Origin of the sequence: Gillisia xinjiangensis (assembly GCF_046298265.1) — a bacterium.
GTDB classification, from domain to species: domain Bacteria; phylum Bacteroidota; class Bacteroidia; order Flavobacteriales; family Flavobacteriaceae; genus Gillisia; species Gillisia xinjiangensis.
In genome coordinates, this window is sequence record NZ_JBKAHK010000009.1 from 108,857 (window position 1) to 123,110 (window position 14,254).

A 14,254-nucleotide genomic window follows, 5' to 3' on the forward strand; every position below is an offset into this window, starting at 1 on the left:
GCATTAAATATCTGAAATATATTGATCGAGGGAATCATAAATATTCCTGTTAATTTAAAAAATCAACCTCGGATAAATTAAAATTAGAAATCATAAAAAAAATAATAATCAGCGAAGAGGACTATGAATATTATTTTTTGTCATTTTATATTCCAGAAGGAAAAATGCTGGTTTCTTATGACACCGAAGGTAATGTCTTACGCACCGTTGAAAAATTAAAAAATACAGAGATCTCTCCTATTATTGCAAAAGCAATCGTCCAAAAGAATCCAGGATTGATCTTTTCCGATTATGTTTATTTGGTAAATCATCATGACAATGGAGAAATAAAAAGAAAAGAATATAAATTACTAATGGAAAAGGGAAGTTTAAGAAAGAGGGTTCGTACAGATTAAAATGGTAATGTTTTTAAACAAAAAGTACCTTAAAAACAAATATTGATCTGTACATCCCATAAAAGCAGATTCCCTAAGTGCAAAAGCACATTATTTTTTAAATTATATAGCTACAAGATTCTATTTAATTGGGAATAAACTAATGATAAATATCATTTTTTTTAATTCTGAAATATCTTAAATTCATAATGTACAATAGCTAGCGGTTAAAATTTGCTCCAAATACCTCTATAAAGTCTCCCCCAGAAACCAAGTATAAATTTTCCCCAGTCCACTAAATGTTCATGATATGGAAAAAACATCGAGAATTTTTTAAAAATACTTTTGGCAGATTTATCAGGACTGCCGGAAGCGGAACGTGCACATCGGGAGAAAAATCTTCGATGGAATTAACAGGTTTGTAATAACTAAAAAAGCATGATCACTTAGTTTATAGACAATAAACAGGTTCTATTAATTTATTTAACATAATTAAAAATTTATAATCATGAAAAGAATACTAACTGGTTTATTGATTTTTGGATTAACCATCCAATCCTATGCTCAGATAACAGAGCTACCTGAGATTGAAATTGTAGGCGTAAACTACAAATACCTTGATGCTGCAGGAGAAGTAGATGTGGCTGAACCGGTAAAGATGTTACAAAGGCGGGCAGCAACCTTCGATTTGAAAAATTCAGAATATTACCAGGATGAATATGACACCTATTTTATATCTTTTTTCATTCCTGAAGGTAAAATCCTTGCCTCTTATAACAAAGATGGAAAACTATTAAGAACTGCCGAAAAATTTAAAGATATAGCACTACCCAAAGCGGTTGCTGAAGCCGTTGCAAAAAGATTTCCGGGATGGACCATTGCAGAGGATGTTTATTTGGTAAATTATCACGAAGCCAAAGGAGCCTCAAAAAAATATAAACTCCTACTGGAAAACGGAGATAAGCGGATGAGGGTGAAAACAGACGAAAAAGGAAATTTCCTTTAATACTTCGATTCCTGATAATCGTTAAAAATGCCAAACTATAAAATTTTAGTTGGCAAGAGGCTGTCTTTAAGAACAGCCTCTTTTATATAATATTCCTAAAAACTTTATTTTTTTAGATTCTCTAAAATTATAAATAAAAAACAGTCTCATTTTATCAAATAATATAAAATTAAACCGCTGATATATATCATTTTATAATATCAGAATTTATTCTAATTTCAATATGTAAAAATAAATTATTAATTTTTAAACTTAAAACCATGTCATTAGTTAAATCAAGCAAACGCCGTTCTCCCATAGCAGGAGAGTCTATTTTGTCCCAGGATCCTTTTTTTTCAGATCTGATGGATACACGCAGAGGGATCTTTAATTTGAACCGAATCTTTAATGGGGATTTTGAAAATGACCTTAATTTAGTGCCGGCGCTTAATGTAAAGGACAATAAGAAAAATTACGAGGTGGAATTAGCCGCTCCCGGACTGGCCAAGAATGATTTTAATATCACTTTAGATGATGGCATTTTGACTATTTCTGCCGAAAAAGAACAAAAATCAGAAGAAGAAAAAGAAGGATTTGTTAGGAAGGAATTCAGTTATAACTCATTTTCAAGGTCAATGATTCTTCCGGATTCTGTAGACGAAGACAAGGATATTAAAGCCCAATACCAGGATGGTGTTTTAAAATTGACCATTCATAAAAAAGAAGGAGCAAAACCGAAAAGTCCTAAAAAAGTGAATGTGTCCTAAATAAAAAAGGTTGTTTAAAAATATTTATTTTCAAACAACCTTTTTTATTTTTTGTGTTTTATATTTTATAAACCTCCCATTTTTTTTGAGGATTTTTTAAAGCAATTAAATCTTCGCTCATCCAGCGTGCCTCAATTCTAGGAGGTTCCCTTAACTTTTTTTTGGAGACAGCTACCGGAAAAGGACCGGCTAAATATTGCTTCACTTCTCCTGCCTTGTCTATTAAAACAACATCGTACTTATAGGATTTAATTTTTATGTCTAAAAGATCATTTCGACCTAAAAATTCCTCCTCTATTTTAAGAGCCAGGGCATGCCCGTTATTAAAATTTGAAACATTCAGGAATTCGGGTTCAATAACCGTCTTTCCTGAAGAATCTATATAGCCATAATACGGAATTTCATCGATAAATTTTTTAATGATAATTCTTCCATCCTTCATGCATGGGATTTGCTGAGAAGCCACTCCTACATCATTTTTAAAAGAAGTTTTTTCATTATAAACTAAATCATTTCTGAAATTAACAACAACTTCGCCCTGAGAATTTATAAAACCCCATTTATTGTTTTTTAAAACCGGAATGTGACCTTCATTTGCAGGACCTATAAATTCGAGATCCTGGATTACCTGTGAAAAAGTGAGTAAAGGAATTATAAGAAAGATCGTCACCAAGAGTCCTAATTTCATCTTTATAAATTTTACTATTAATTAAGAAAATTACAGTTCTTTCCTCGTGTAAAAAATGATAAACATCATACTTTCATACCCTTGCCGGTAAGCGCGGGGTTTTGAAGAACTAGCTCAAAGCCAGCGCTAAACTGATATTGGTCATAGTTTTAAGGGTCATTTCGCAATAACTTTATTGCAAACAAATTTTACAACGATGAGAAAGATAGTTGTTCCCACAGATTTTTCGGAAAATGCATTTAATGCCCTTAAATATGCGGTAGAGTTATTTAAATATGAAAAATGTGAAATATTCTTATTGCACGCTTTTGCCGATGAGGTTTACAATGACATGTCGATAATTAACCAGGCTTTACTTGATGATTTAAAGGATAGCGTTCAGGTGAATTCTGAAAAGGAAATTGCCCAGATCATTTTAGATATCAGGGAATATTCTCCAAATCCTCATCATCATTTTAAATCCATTTCTGAATTTGGTTCGCTTGTAGATGAGATCAATGAGGTAGTGAATAAAGAAAATGCTGATATCATTGTAATGGGAACCCGGGGTAAAACAAATTATCAGCATATAACTTTTGGGAGCAATACTCTTCAGGTTATTAAATATGTGCATTGCCCGGTTCTTTCAATCCCGGAAAATTATAAGTTTAAAACACCCAAAAACTTCCTCTTCCCTACAAATTATATGATCCCTTATCAAAAAAGGGAATTAAAATTGGTTGCAGAATTATCCCGCTCCTATCAGGCTACTATAAATCTTTTATACATTTCTGAATTTCCTGTAGAGAGTTTCAGGCAAAAGGATAACCAATTATTGCTAAAGGAACAATTCTATGAAACAGGATTTAAATTTCATAGGGAGGAAGAACCAGATAAGATAAAAGCCATCAATAAAAATATCGGTTCACTGAACATAGACCTTTTAATTATGGTCAATTCCCGTTACACTTATTTAGAAACTATTTTATCCGGATCTACCATCGACATTATTGGTTTACAACCCAAAATACCATTTTTAATACTTCAGAATTTCTATCGGGAAATAACATAATTTTCACAAAAGCGGTGAATTGATTTTAAGTTTTACTTTAAAATATTGAAAAATGAAAAAAATACTTTTACCAACCGATTTTTCCGATAATGCATTTAATGCCATACAATATGCCGTGCAACTTTTTGAGAACGAGGAATGCATTTTCTATCTTTTAAACACCTATACTCCGGTGCTTTATGATACAGAATACATTCTATATAGCCCATCTCAATTAAGTCTTGACGAAATTTACAAGAATAATTCCCAAAAAGGATTGAAGAAAGCTGAGAAAAAAATAAACCAAAAATTTCATAATCCAAAACATACTATAGAAAAAATTTCATCCTTTAATTTGCTTAATGAAGAGATTAAGGAACAGGTGAAGGAAAAAGAAATAGACCTGGTAATAATGGGCACTCAGGGTGCAACCGGCGCCGAGGAAATCCTATTTGGAACCCACACCGTACATGCCATAAAAAAAACAAAAGTTCCTCTTTTGGCTATTCCTTCTGATTTTGAGTTCGTTCCACCTAAAAACATTCTTTTCCCTACAGATTTTGATATCAACTATACCGCGAAACATTTACAACTTCTCATAGATCTGGCTGATATTTATAACTTTAAACTACATATTCTACACGTGATTTTTGGGCGACCGATTGAAGAAAAGCAGGAAAACTCCAAAAAGATCCTTGGCGAATATTTAAAAGATACACGCCACAAATTTTATAGTATAGAAAAAAATACGGTTACAGAAGGGATCTACGATTTTCAGGAAGAAAACTCCATCGATCTTTTAGCAATGATAAGCAACAAACATTCATTTTTTGAAAACCTTCTTTTCAGGCCTTTAATAAATGACATAGGATTTCACGTAAAGATTCCATTTTTGGTAATTCCTTCAGGAAAATTTAATTCTTAATCATGAAAAATATACTTCTTCCCACAGATTTTTCTGAAAATGCCTGGAATGCAACGCTCTACGCGATCAATTTGTATAAAGAAGAATCCTGTCGTTTTTTTTTAATGAATTCATACGATGTAAATGGTTATCATGAAGGTAGTGTTATGGATCCGGTTCCCGCAAAAGAAGAATTGGTAAAACATAAAGCAATTTCAGAAGAAAAGCTTCATCGACTTTGTGAAATTCTTAAAGAACGTTTTTCAAATCCCAGCCATAATTTCAAATGTGTTGCCTTAAATAAAACATTAATTGATTCTATAAACAATGAGCTCAACCAGCATAAATTTGAAGTTATTTTTGTTGGCACACAGGGGACCACCGGAGCTTATGAAGTGATTTTTGGCAGTAATACGATCCAAATATTGAATGAAATAAAAAACTGTCCCATACTTGCAGTTCCTTCCAATGTATCTTTTCAGTTCATAAATGAGATCGTACTGGCTACCAGCTATGAAATTGAACATTCCAAAGAAGATCTTAAATACCTCATTCACCTTGCAAAACAAAATAATTCTGCTATCAGGATACTTCACATAGAAGAATCCGGAGGTTTGAGTATGTCTCAAAAACATAACAAATACCATCTGGAATCTTGTTTAAAAGAGATTCCCCATAGCGCTCATTCTTTGGCTCATGTAAGTATTCCAATAGGTATTTATTGTTTTACCGAAAGCAGAGGAAGTGATATGATCGTGTTTATAAATAAAAAGCACAATTTTTTTGAAAAATTACTTTTTAAGCCGCTTTATAAAGATTTAGGGAATTATTCCAGAATTCCCTTACTCGTTTTACACCGTTCCTATGAATAAGCTTTGAAAACATTCAAAAGATTTGATTGTTGTCATATTTTTCATGAAACCAACAAATTACCTTTATACTAAACAAACAAAGCCATGAGAAAGAATATATTAATACCAACCGATTTTTCCAAAAATTCATGGAACGCTTTAAATTATGCTTTAAGCCTATTTAAAGATGATAAATGTACTTTCTACCTCTTAAATACATTTCAGTTATATTATTTCACAACAGATAGCCTTATTGTTCCTGAACCTGGAGAACCTAATTATGAAAAAGCCAAAGAACAATCTGAGGTTGGGCTTGAAAAAATAATAGATGGAATCACCTCCAGGGGTGGTAATGAAGAGCATAATTTTGAAACCATTTCTACCTATAATACTGTTTTGGAAGCCGTAAAAACCGTTATCGATAAAAACGAAATAGAATTGGTGATCATGGGTACCAAAGGAGAAAATGATCCTACAAATAAACTTTATGGCAGCAACGCAGTGGATGTTATGGAGAAAGTTAATAATTGTCCGGTTATCGTCATTCCGGAAAATGTAAACTATCCTGAGGAAAAAAGAAAGGAAGTTGTATTTGCTACAAATTTTAAGACTGCTTATAAGCGTCGTGAGCTGGAAAACCTGGTAGATATCGCAAAGAAGATGAAAGCGGCAATAAGGGTACTTCATATACAGGAAGCAGATAAATTAAGCAGGGAGCAGGAAGGAAATAAAGTGGACCTTCAGCAATATTTGGGCGACGTAGTGCACACATTTCATACACTAACCGATATTAAAGTAGCCCCAGGGATTCATTCCTTTATAGAAAGCAGGGATAGTGATCTCCTGGCACTTATCAATAAAAAACATAATTTTTTGACTAGCATATTTACAAAATCCCTGGTAAAAGAAATTGGATTTAAACCTCTTGTTCCTGTTTTGGTAATGCACCCGTAAAAGGATAGAGAACAAAGAAGAATTTCAAAATCAGGTTTACAGGAAACCAGTTCTCATTCTCATTTTGATGATAGAAGAAAATTCAAATTAACAAAATTCAAACATCAATAATATGAACAGCCGGAATCTCCAGATTACAAAAGCTTCAGGAGATAAAGATATTTTTTCAGTTGAAAAAGTCAAGGCGTCTCTAAGAAAGTCGGGAGCAGATGAAGAAGTTATAAATCATATAATTAGCAATCTGGAAGATGAATTATATGATGGAATTTCTACAAAGGAGATCTATAACAGGGCTTTTAATCTTTTAAAGAAAAAGAACCGATCATTTGCCTCCCGGTATAAATTGAAAAATGCTATTTACGAACTGGGCCCCACCGGATTTCCTTTTGAAAAATTTATCGCTGCTATTTTAAAACACAGCGGATTTAAAATAGAGGTTGGAAAAATTTTACAGGGAACTTGTGTAACCCATGAATTGGATGTTATCGCCATAAAAGATAACGTGAAAAATTTATTTGAATGTAAGTTTCATGCCGATCCTGGCAAAGCCTGTGATGTAAAAATCCCACTATATATCCACAGTAGATTTCGGGACATTCAAAATTTTTTAGATAAAAAACATCCGCACCTTCCAGTCTTTAAAGGTTGGGTGGCCACTAATACACGATTTACTGAAGATGCCAGGAATTATGGAAAATGTGTAGGCTTAAATTTGCTGAGCTGGGATTTTCCAAAAGGGAATGCTTTAAAAGACAGGATAGATCATACCGGCCTATATCCAATTACAGTTTCTACGCTGCTTTCTTCAAGGGAAAAGCACTTCCTATTAAGCAGGGATGTAGTATTGTGCAAAGAATTGATAGATGATAAATTTTATCTGGATCATTTAGGTATTTCCGAAGGAAGAAAATCCAGGATTTTAAAAGAGATGGAGATGCTGTGTGCGGGATCATAAAAGAACTTGGAAGACAAGAACTTTTGATGTATAAAAAAAAGATATTTCATAAAATAATTTAAAGAAAGTAGGTAAATACAGCCCTTTGTTAAGATTAAATTATCCAGTTATGAATTCAGAAATAAAAATTCATTTTTTAGGAGCTTCAAGTACCGTTACAGGATCCAAATTTCTCATGGAAACACCCCAAGCCAACATTATGGTGGACTGTGGAATGTTCCAGGGATTAAAAGAATTGAGAAACCTAAATTGGGAACCATTCCCATTCCCCCCAGACAAAATTGATGTAATCCTGCTTACTCACGGACATTTGGACCACTCCGGATATTTACCGAGGCTGGTAGCACAAGGTTTCAAGGGTAAAATAATGGGAACCGCACCCAGCCTGGCGATCGCTTCAATTATTGTTTTGGACAGCGCAAAAATTCAGGAAGAACAGGCTCAAAAAGCAAATGATGAAGGTTTTTCCATCCACACTCCGGCTTTACCGCTTTATTCGGTGAAAGATGCAGAAAATGCGATTCGGCTATTTAAATCTGTAGAACCAGAAAAATGGTCTAACATTACTCCAGATATTAAATTCAGACTGGAAAAAAATGGACATATTATAGGAGCAACCTATATAGAATTGGATATCCTCGGAAAAATATTTCTTTTCTCGGGAGATATTGGTCGGGAACAAGACCAATTACTGGATCCTCCAAAACCACCGGAATGGGGTGATTATATCTTCCTGGAAAGCACGTATGGCAACAGGTTACATCCGGAAGATAGCTCTGATAAAATACTGAAAGATGCTATTAATGAGACCATAAAAAATAATTCGATTTTAATAATCCCAAGTTTTGCGGTAGAAAGGCTTCAAATCTTGATGTATAAATTGTGGCAACTTTACAAGAAAAATATAATTCCGAAGATTCCCATTTTTATCGATAGCCCAATGGGAAACGAAGTCTTTGGGGTTTTTGAACGTTTTCCTTCCTGGCATAAACTCAACCTTCAGGATCTGGCAGCAATGAAAAATCATTTTAACATTATAACATCCTATAAAGATACCTGGAAAACAATAGATGATAAAAGAGCTAAAGTTGTAATTGCAGGAAGCGGCATGGTAAGTGGCGGAAGGGTTCTTACCTATTTGAGATATTTTATCGATAAACCGGAAACAACGGTTTTACTCGTGGGCTTTCAGGCAGAAGGAACCCGGGGAAGACAACTTTTGGAAGGCGACCAGGAGATTAAAATATTTGGAAAATACTGCGAGGTGAAAGCCAAAATAAAAATGATTGAAAGCCTCTCTGCCCATGCAGATCAAAAAGGTATAATCGATTGGTTGGGAAAAATAAAAAACATCCCGGAAAAGATATTCCTGATCCATGGAGAGCCCACTGCCCTTGATGTTTTAAGGGTGAAAATAAAAGATACGTACCAGTGGCCAGTACACATTCCACATTTGAGTGAAACCATCAGCATTAAGCTTTAAATATTTTCCAATCCTGATAATTATCATTTATATTTTCGTTTTAAAAATTTAAATTTAGATGAAAAACAAACTGTACTACAATGATTACATCAGAAAAAGATAATTCGTTTTACAGTGAAAAGAGTCTCAAAAAATACCAATTGGAACTTTTACATTGGAAAGACCTGTTAATATATAATTTAGATGAAATAAGTTTCCTCAAGCTCTTTTTAAATGCTGAAATTTTCAAACCCAATATTCCTAATTTATTTGAAAATTTAAAGGAATACTTAGACAGTGTGGAAGATATAAAATCTCAGAATTCACGATTTTACAACCTGATAGAAAAAAATTTGAAAATACTGAAGGATGCCATAGAAAACGGGAAGGTTCCCGAAGAAAATTTCATTACAGCGTTTGAGAAATTAAGAAAGGATATAGGAAAATATTTTGAAGAATTTTACGATCTCAAACTGGAAATTTTCCATTATACAGGCAGCCTTCTGAAACAAAACGACTAACATGTTTTAATAAGAAACCACCTGAGACAATTTAAATCAAAAATATTATGGATACATCAAATCAAAATTTTCGATATGTAGAATGGAAAAGTTCTGATGAAATGCATTATTCCTGTTTACAATGGATCTCCGAGTTAAACTTTATAAAAGATGAACAAATCTTCTTTCAGGATATGTTAAAAGAATACACCGTTCCAATTCTGGAATCTCACTTGCTTGAAGAAGCAAAAAGTTTAATTTTTAAATTAACTGAATCCGAAAAAGAAGTTGAAAATTTGCTTAAAGAAACCACAAAACATCGAAATGGTTTACAAATACTGGTAGACGGTATTGACCAACCAGAGCAGGAAAAGGAATACAGGGAAGAGCACAGGAGGTTATTAAAAGAAGTGAATAAATTTACCGTTGAATACCAGTCTCTTAAAAAAGGTATTTTTACAACGGTTACCCGGGCTTTGAAACAGCAAAAACAAAAAAGACTATTGGGTTAAACTGAAAAACTAAATGGAAATATATTCCCCAATCAATGGATCTTAATATCTAATTGCAGATTTACATATTTTAATTTTGACCTTTAAAAAATAAGAAATTATACATTGTGAAAAACACCCAGCAGCGTTAAGCTGAAAATAAGTAAAAAGAAAGCTATGACTAATAGCGGCTTTATTTTTACCTATTAACTGTGATTTAATATAACAAGGTTTAATAAACACAATACCTGTAAAATCTTTAAGTAATCTACGTTTAAACCATTAAAAATTTCGATCATGGCTACTCTCGATTATTCCTATAAATCTGTAAATGAAAAAAACGTTGAAGAACTTGAAAATGACACGCTCGAATGGGATAAAACTCTTCAAACCTGTACTGATGAACTGGTGTTTTTAAAGCATTTTTTAACATCCGAAGTTTTTCAAACCATTAACCCAAATACTTCTGAAAAGATAAAATCTTATACTGAAGAATTTGAAGATATAAAAACCGAAAAGATTGAAGTACAACTCGCATTACGAAATCATAAAAATGACCTCAAAGGAATGTTGGAATGTGAGGATATAAGTTGTGACATTTTTTACCAAAATCAGCATCAGGAACTTCTCAACAGACTAAAGGATCTCCTAGTGAATTTTCAGCAATTAAAACTTAGTATTTTCCATTTTAGCAGTCCCTTTCTTAAAAGAAAATCAATTATTTCAAAAGTAGCACATAATTAAACTCAAGGGGATTAAAATTGGAAACAAGCTGATTCTCTATTTTTATTTTATAAATCAAACAGGGATTAAGAAATCAACGGCATCAGAAAAATCAAATGTCTCAGAACGGTTTAAAAGAGCGATGGTATAATAGATTTTGATACCACTAGATAAGTATTTGAGCTGTTATGAGTAGAGTCATCCAGGCATAAACAGGAAAAAAACTGACATAATTTCAGGTTTTCGCCATGGAGTCACATTATAACAAGTTAACCTATGATGAAAAAAGAAATTACGTTTTATTTTTCCAGATATTAGACAGTAGGAGTACAATTCCCCCAATATTTTATCTTTTAAGTGCACCTTTACATAGCAATAGCGATAGTTAACAGCAATTATTTAATACAAGACCATTTTCCTTTTTTAACAAATATTCCCCCTGTCTCAATTTTTTCAGGAAAAAATGGATCGAATAACCAGTTTTTTGATCGATTTCAAAGATTTTTTTTATCAAAACAGCTGGATAGTATGATTTTTGGAACTACATTACTAAAGAAGACGGGTTTAAAAAGCCGGTTAAATTTTATTAATCAAAAAATATAGAATGAGAGTATTAGTAATTGGAGCAGGAAACATGGGATTAACATACGCAGAAGGCATGTCAAAATCTACATTATTAAACCGGCACAATTTGATGATATATGATAAGTCTCGGGAATTGATAGCATCGTTAAGCAAAATAGAATACTTTGATGTTTATGAGGATATTGAAAAGTGTTTACCAACAGCAGATATAGTTTTTCTTGCCGTAAAACCTTATCACTGTGAGGAAATGTTCAAGGAGTTAAAGCCATTGGTAAATAAAGAGCAGGTTTTTGTTTCTATTATGGCAGGAGTTACCATTAATACAATTCAGGAAGGTCTTGATTTAGAAAAGGTAGTTCGAGCAATGCCAAATTTACCCGCACAGGTTGGAAAAGGGGTAACATCCTATACCGCATCCGGTGAAGTTTCAAGAATTGAATTATTAACGGTACGAAACCTTTTAGATACTACAGGAGAATCCATTAAAGTGGAAAATGAGAATTTCATTGATGCCTCTACGGGAATTTCAGGAAGTGGACCGGCGTATATATTTTATTTTATGCAATCCATGCTGGAAGCTGCTCTAAAAATGGGATTCTCTAAAAATGATTCCAAAATACTGGTTAGCAAAACATTTGAAGGCGCGGTAGAACTATTCAACCAATCTGATCTTTCTCCGGAATCCTGGATGGACAGGGTTGCGTCTAAAGGCGGAACTACAAGGGCTGCCCTAGATTCTATGGATGATAATAATGTGAAAGAATTGATAAAAAATGCCGCATATGCCGCTTTTGAAAGAGCTGTGGAACTTGGAAAAGAAAAGTAACCGAAGAACTATTTAGAAAAGAGAGATGGAAAAAAGGAGAATAGTTGTGAAAGTTGGCACCAATGTAATGACCAACAAAGACAATCGGATTTTAGGACCTGTATTAAGCAACCTGGTAGAACAAATAGCCACTTTATATGAAGAGGATATTATGGTGGTACTGGTTTCCTCGGGATCGGCAATAGCAGGAAAAGAGATTCTTGGGGAAATAAGCATAACAGATCCCGCCAAAAGAAGACAGGTTTACTCTGCCGTTGGACAACCAAGAATGATGCGGCATTATTATAGCATTTTCCATAATTTCGGAATGCGCTGCGCACAGGTTTTGGCTACAAAAAGAGATTTCACTCCTGGAATACACCGGGAAAATATGATAAATTGTTATGAGTCTTTATTGGCTGAAGGAATTATTCCAATTGCAAATGAAGATGATGCAGTTTCTGTAACCATGTCCATGTTTTCTGATAATGATGAACTGGCAAGCCTGGTAGCTGAACTTATAAGTGCGGATGCCCTTATAATCTTAAGCGATACAGATGGGCTGTATACCGGTCATCCGGATGATGATAAATCAGAAAAACTGAACAAAGTTCAAGTAGATGAAAATGTCGAAAAATATGTTCAGGAATCAGGTAAAGGTGAAGGTGAAGGCCGTGGAGGTATGGAGTCCAAAATTAAAATAGCAAAAAGTACAGCGGCAAAAAATATTCCTACCTACATCGCTAATGGAAAACAAAAAAATGTGATCCTTGATATTGTTGCAGGAAAGCCTGTAGGCACAAAATTTACAGCCTGATTGAAAAATCAAAATAAATCAAAAATCTTGGGAAATTAAACCCTCAATGAGGGATTAAATTTTAAAAAAAATCAAAATGAAGTTAATAAAGACAAAAGTTAAAAATAACGTTTTGAAATCTATGATGAAAATTCTTGATTTAAGACGCAAAGAAATAATCAAGGCAAATAAAGCCGATCTGGAAGCTTTTGGTGAAACTGAAGGCGCCATGTATGACCGGTTAATCCTAAATGACAAGAAGGTTGATGGGATGATTTTGTCTATAAAAGAAGTCATGGATCAGGAAGATCCTGTTGGGCAAACCATTTCACACACAGTTTTGGACAGTGGTCTTGATATCACCAATAAAACAGCACCTTTTGGGAATATAATGATCATTTACGAATCCCGCCCGGATGTAACAATTGAAGCTGCAGTACTCGCTTTTAAAGCAAATAATAAGATCTTTCTTAAAGGAGGAAAAGAAGCGATACGAAGCAATGAAATTCTGGTAGCTTGTTGGCATGAGGCTTTAAAGGAAAACGGACTGGACACCAATTGGGTCGAGTTATTGAATTTGGACCGAAAGGAAACACAGGAATTTCTGAAAAATCCACCAGTGCAGTTGGATTTAATAGTTCCTCGTGGAGGCGAAAAATTAATTGCATTTGTAAAAGAACACGCTACCGGGGCAGTTTTGGTTAGCGGTAGAGGTAATAATTTCCTATATGTATCACCGGAAGCAGATTTTGAAATTGCCAAAAAAGTGATTTTAAACGCTAAAACCGATAAAATCTCCGGTTGTAATGCCTTGGATAAAGTCTTGATAGATAAAAAACTTCCTGATTATGAAAATAAACTGAAGGAACTTCAGCATATAATGAAGGAACTTCAGGTTGAAATTGTGGTGGATGATGAAGTAAGCAACATATTAAAAGAAGAATCTAAGATTCCGGGAGAAGATACCTGGTTCGAAGAATTCCTTGCTATGAAAATAGCCCTTGGCGCTGTGGATGGTTTAGATGCAGCCATTGATAAGATCAATCATTTTTCAGGAGGACATTCCGCAGTTATCATTACAAAAAATAAAGAAGAAGCTCTGGAATTTATGGAACAGGTAGATAATGCAGCTGTATATCACAACGCCTCCACCCGGTTTACAGATGGTGGACAAATGGGTGTGGGAGCAGAACTCGCAATAAGTACAGATAAACTTCATCACCGTGGACCTCTTGGACTAAAACAACTGGTTACCAACAAATATTATGTCCTGGGAGAAGGGCACATAAGGGAATAATAATCCTATAGAAAATAAGTTCTATGGAGTTTATTATTTGAAAGATCTGTCTGGGTATTAAATCCCGGACAGATCTTTTTTTTAGCA

16 protein-coding genes are annotated in these 14,254 nt (G+C 33.8%); 15 read left to right on the forward strand and 1 reads right to left on the reverse strand.

Annotation, left to right across the window (positions count from 1 at the left end; translation table 11 throughout):
* Positions 1–137 precede the first annotated feature (137 nt).
* The 3 genes from ACKGJN_RS14575 to ACKGJN_RS14585 all read left to right on the forward strand — a co-directional run bounded on the left by ACKGJN_RS14575 (position 138) and on the right by ACKGJN_RS14585 (position 2,126).
* Entirely contained in the window at positions 138–395 is a 258-nt protein-coding gene (locus tag ACKGJN_RS14575; protein WP_409540285.1) for a hypothetical protein, read from the forward strand.
* A gap of 487 nt (positions 396–882) precedes the next feature.
* On the forward strand, positions 883–1,380 hold the full coding sequence (locus tag ACKGJN_RS14580; RefSeq protein WP_409540286.1) for a nicotinate-nucleotide adenylyltransferase: 498 nt from the start codon (positions 883–885) through the stop codon (positions 1,378–1,380).
* 260 nt (positions 1,381–1,640) lie between these two features.
* Positions 1,641–2,126, forward strand: coding sequence for an Hsp20/alpha crystallin family protein (locus ACKGJN_RS14585; RefSeq protein WP_409540287.1), 486 nt, complete (start codon positions 1,641–1,643; stop codon positions 2,124–2,126).
* A 58-nt stretch (positions 2,127–2,184) separates the two neighbouring features.
* Here the strand turns inward: ACKGJN_RS14585 and ACKGJN_RS14590 are convergent, their stop codons facing one another.
* The gene (locus ACKGJN_RS14590) at positions 2,185–2,814 is read right to left on the reverse strand and encodes a WG repeat-containing protein (RefSeq protein ID WP_409540288.1); all 630 of its coding nucleotides are present in this window, start codon (positions 2,812–2,814) and stop codon (positions 2,185–2,187) included.
* Positions 2,815–3,010: 196 nt separating this feature from the next.
* On the opposite strand from ACKGJN_RS14590, the gene ACKGJN_RS14595 reads away from it, so the two are divergent.
* From ACKGJN_RS14595 to ACKGJN_RS14650, 12 genes are all read left to right on the forward strand, one after another.
* Positions 3,011–3,865, forward strand: coding sequence for a universal stress protein (locus ACKGJN_RS14595; RefSeq protein ID WP_409540289.1), 855 nt, complete (start codon positions 3,011–3,013; stop codon positions 3,863–3,865).
* A 52-nt stretch (positions 3,866–3,917) separates the two neighbouring features.
* The gene (locus ACKGJN_RS14600; RefSeq protein WP_409540290.1) at positions 3,918–4,769 is read left to right on the forward strand and encodes a universal stress protein; all 852 of its coding nucleotides are present in this window, start codon (positions 3,918–3,920) and stop codon (positions 4,767–4,769) included.
* Positions 4,770–4,771: 2 nt separating this feature from the next.
* Positions 4,772–5,620, forward strand: coding sequence for a universal stress protein (locus ACKGJN_RS14605; RefSeq protein WP_409540291.1), 849 nt, complete (start codon positions 4,772–4,774; stop codon positions 5,618–5,620).
* Between the two features lie 84 nt (positions 5,621–5,704).
* Positions 5,705–6,553 (forward strand): universal stress protein, encoded by an 849-nt coding sequence (locus tag ACKGJN_RS14610; protein WP_409540292.1) that lies wholly within the window; start codon positions 5,705–5,707, stop codon positions 6,551–6,553.
* Between the two features lie 112 nt (positions 6,554–6,665).
* Complete coding sequence (locus ACKGJN_RS14615; protein WP_409540293.1) at positions 6,666–7,508, forward strand: ATPase; 843 nt, start codon at positions 6,666–6,668, stop codon at positions 7,506–7,508.
* A 109-nt stretch (positions 7,509–7,617) separates the two neighbouring features.
* Positions 7,618–8,991 (forward strand): MBL fold metallo-hydrolase RNA specificity domain-containing protein, encoded by a 1,374-nt coding sequence (locus ACKGJN_RS14620; RefSeq protein ID WP_409540294.1) that lies wholly within the window; start codon positions 7,618–7,620, stop codon positions 8,989–8,991.
* Between the two features lie 80 nt (positions 8,992–9,071).
* On the forward strand, positions 9,072–9,491 hold the full coding sequence (locus tag ACKGJN_RS14625) for a hypothetical protein (protein ID WP_409540295.1): 420 nt from the start codon (positions 9,072–9,074) through the stop codon (positions 9,489–9,491).
* 47 nt (positions 9,492–9,538) lie between these two features.
* Positions 9,539–9,982, forward strand: a complete 444-nt coding sequence (locus tag ACKGJN_RS14630; RefSeq protein WP_409540296.1) for a hypothetical protein — start codon at positions 9,539–9,541, stop codon at positions 9,980–9,982.
* Between the two features lie 276 nt (positions 9,983–10,258).
* On the forward strand, positions 10,259–10,705 hold the full coding sequence (locus ACKGJN_RS14635) for a hypothetical protein (RefSeq protein WP_409540297.1): 447 nt from the start codon (positions 10,259–10,261) through the stop codon (positions 10,703–10,705).
* A gap of 583 nt (positions 10,706–11,288) precedes the next feature.
* Positions 11,289–12,095: a pyrroline-5-carboxylate reductase gene (gene proC, locus ACKGJN_RS14640; protein WP_409540298.1), complete on the forward strand. Its 807-nt coding sequence runs from the start codon at positions 11,289–11,291 to the stop codon at positions 12,093–12,095.
* A 25-nt stretch (positions 12,096–12,120) separates the two neighbouring features.
* The gene (proB, locus tag ACKGJN_RS14645; RefSeq protein ID WP_409540299.1) at positions 12,121–12,891 is read left to right on the forward strand and encodes a glutamate 5-kinase; all 771 of its coding nucleotides are present in this window, start codon (positions 12,121–12,123) and stop codon (positions 12,889–12,891) included.
* A 76-nt stretch (positions 12,892–12,967) separates the two neighbouring features.
* Positions 12,968–14,167: a glutamate-5-semialdehyde dehydrogenase gene (locus tag ACKGJN_RS14650; protein WP_409540300.1), complete on the forward strand. Its 1,200-nt coding sequence runs from the start codon at positions 12,968–12,970 to the stop codon at positions 14,165–14,167.
* Positions 14,168–14,254 lie beyond the last annotated feature (87 nt).

What these genes read in the sequence shown, in the direction of transcription:
- ACKGJN_RS14580 (WP_409540286.1), top strand. Translation starts at nt 883, where the DNA reads ATGAAAAGAATACTAACTGGTTTATTGATTTTTGGATTAACCATCCAA.
- ACKGJN_RS14585 (WP_409540287.1), top strand. Translation starts at nt 1,641, where the DNA reads ATGTCATTAGTTAAATCAAGCAAACGCCGTTCTCCCATAGCAGGAGAG.
- ACKGJN_RS14590 (WP_409540288.1), bottom strand. Translation starts at nt 2,814, where the DNA reads ATGAAATTAGGACTCTTGGTGACGATCTTTCTTATAATTCCTTTACTC.
- ACKGJN_RS14595 (WP_409540289.1), top strand. Translation starts at nt 3,011, where the DNA reads ATGAGAAAGATAGTTGTTCCCACAGATTTTTCGGAAAATGCATTTAAT.
- ACKGJN_RS14600 (WP_409540290.1), top strand. Translation starts at nt 3,918, where the DNA reads ATGAAAAAAATACTTTTACCAACCGATTTTTCCGATAATGCATTTAAT.
- ACKGJN_RS14605 (WP_409540291.1), top strand. Translation starts at nt 4,772, where the DNA reads ATGAAAAATATACTTCTTCCCACAGATTTTTCTGAAAATGCCTGGAAT.
- ACKGJN_RS14610 (WP_409540292.1), top strand. Translation starts at nt 5,705, where the DNA reads ATGAGAAAGAATATATTAATACCAACCGATTTTTCCAAAAATTCATGG.
- ACKGJN_RS14615 (WP_409540293.1), top strand. Translation starts at nt 6,666, where the DNA reads ATGAACAGCCGGAATCTCCAGATTACAAAAGCTTCAGGAGATAAAGAT.
- ACKGJN_RS14620 (WP_409540294.1), top strand. Translation starts at nt 7,618, where the DNA reads ATGAATTCAGAAATAAAAATTCATTTTTTAGGAGCTTCAAGTACCGTT.
- ACKGJN_RS14625 (WP_409540295.1), top strand. Translation starts at nt 9,072, where the DNA reads ATGATTACATCAGAAAAAGATAATTCGTTTTACAGTGAAAAGAGTCTC.
- ACKGJN_RS14630 (WP_409540296.1), top strand. Translation starts at nt 9,539, where the DNA reads ATGGATACATCAAATCAAAATTTTCGATATGTAGAATGGAAAAGTTCT.
- ACKGJN_RS14635 (WP_409540297.1), top strand. Translation starts at nt 10,259, where the DNA reads ATGGCTACTCTCGATTATTCCTATAAATCTGTAAATGAAAAAAACGTT.
- proC (WP_409540298.1), top strand. Translation starts at nt 11,289, where the DNA reads ATGAGAGTATTAGTAATTGGAGCAGGAAACATGGGATTAACATACGCA.
- proB (WP_409540299.1), top strand. Translation starts at nt 12,121, where the DNA reads ATGGAAAAAAGGAGAATAGTTGTGAAAGTTGGCACCAATGTAATGACC.
- ACKGJN_RS14650 (WP_409540300.1), top strand. Translation starts at nt 12,968, where the DNA reads ATGAAGTTAATAAAGACAAAAGTTAAAAATAACGTTTTGAAATCTATG.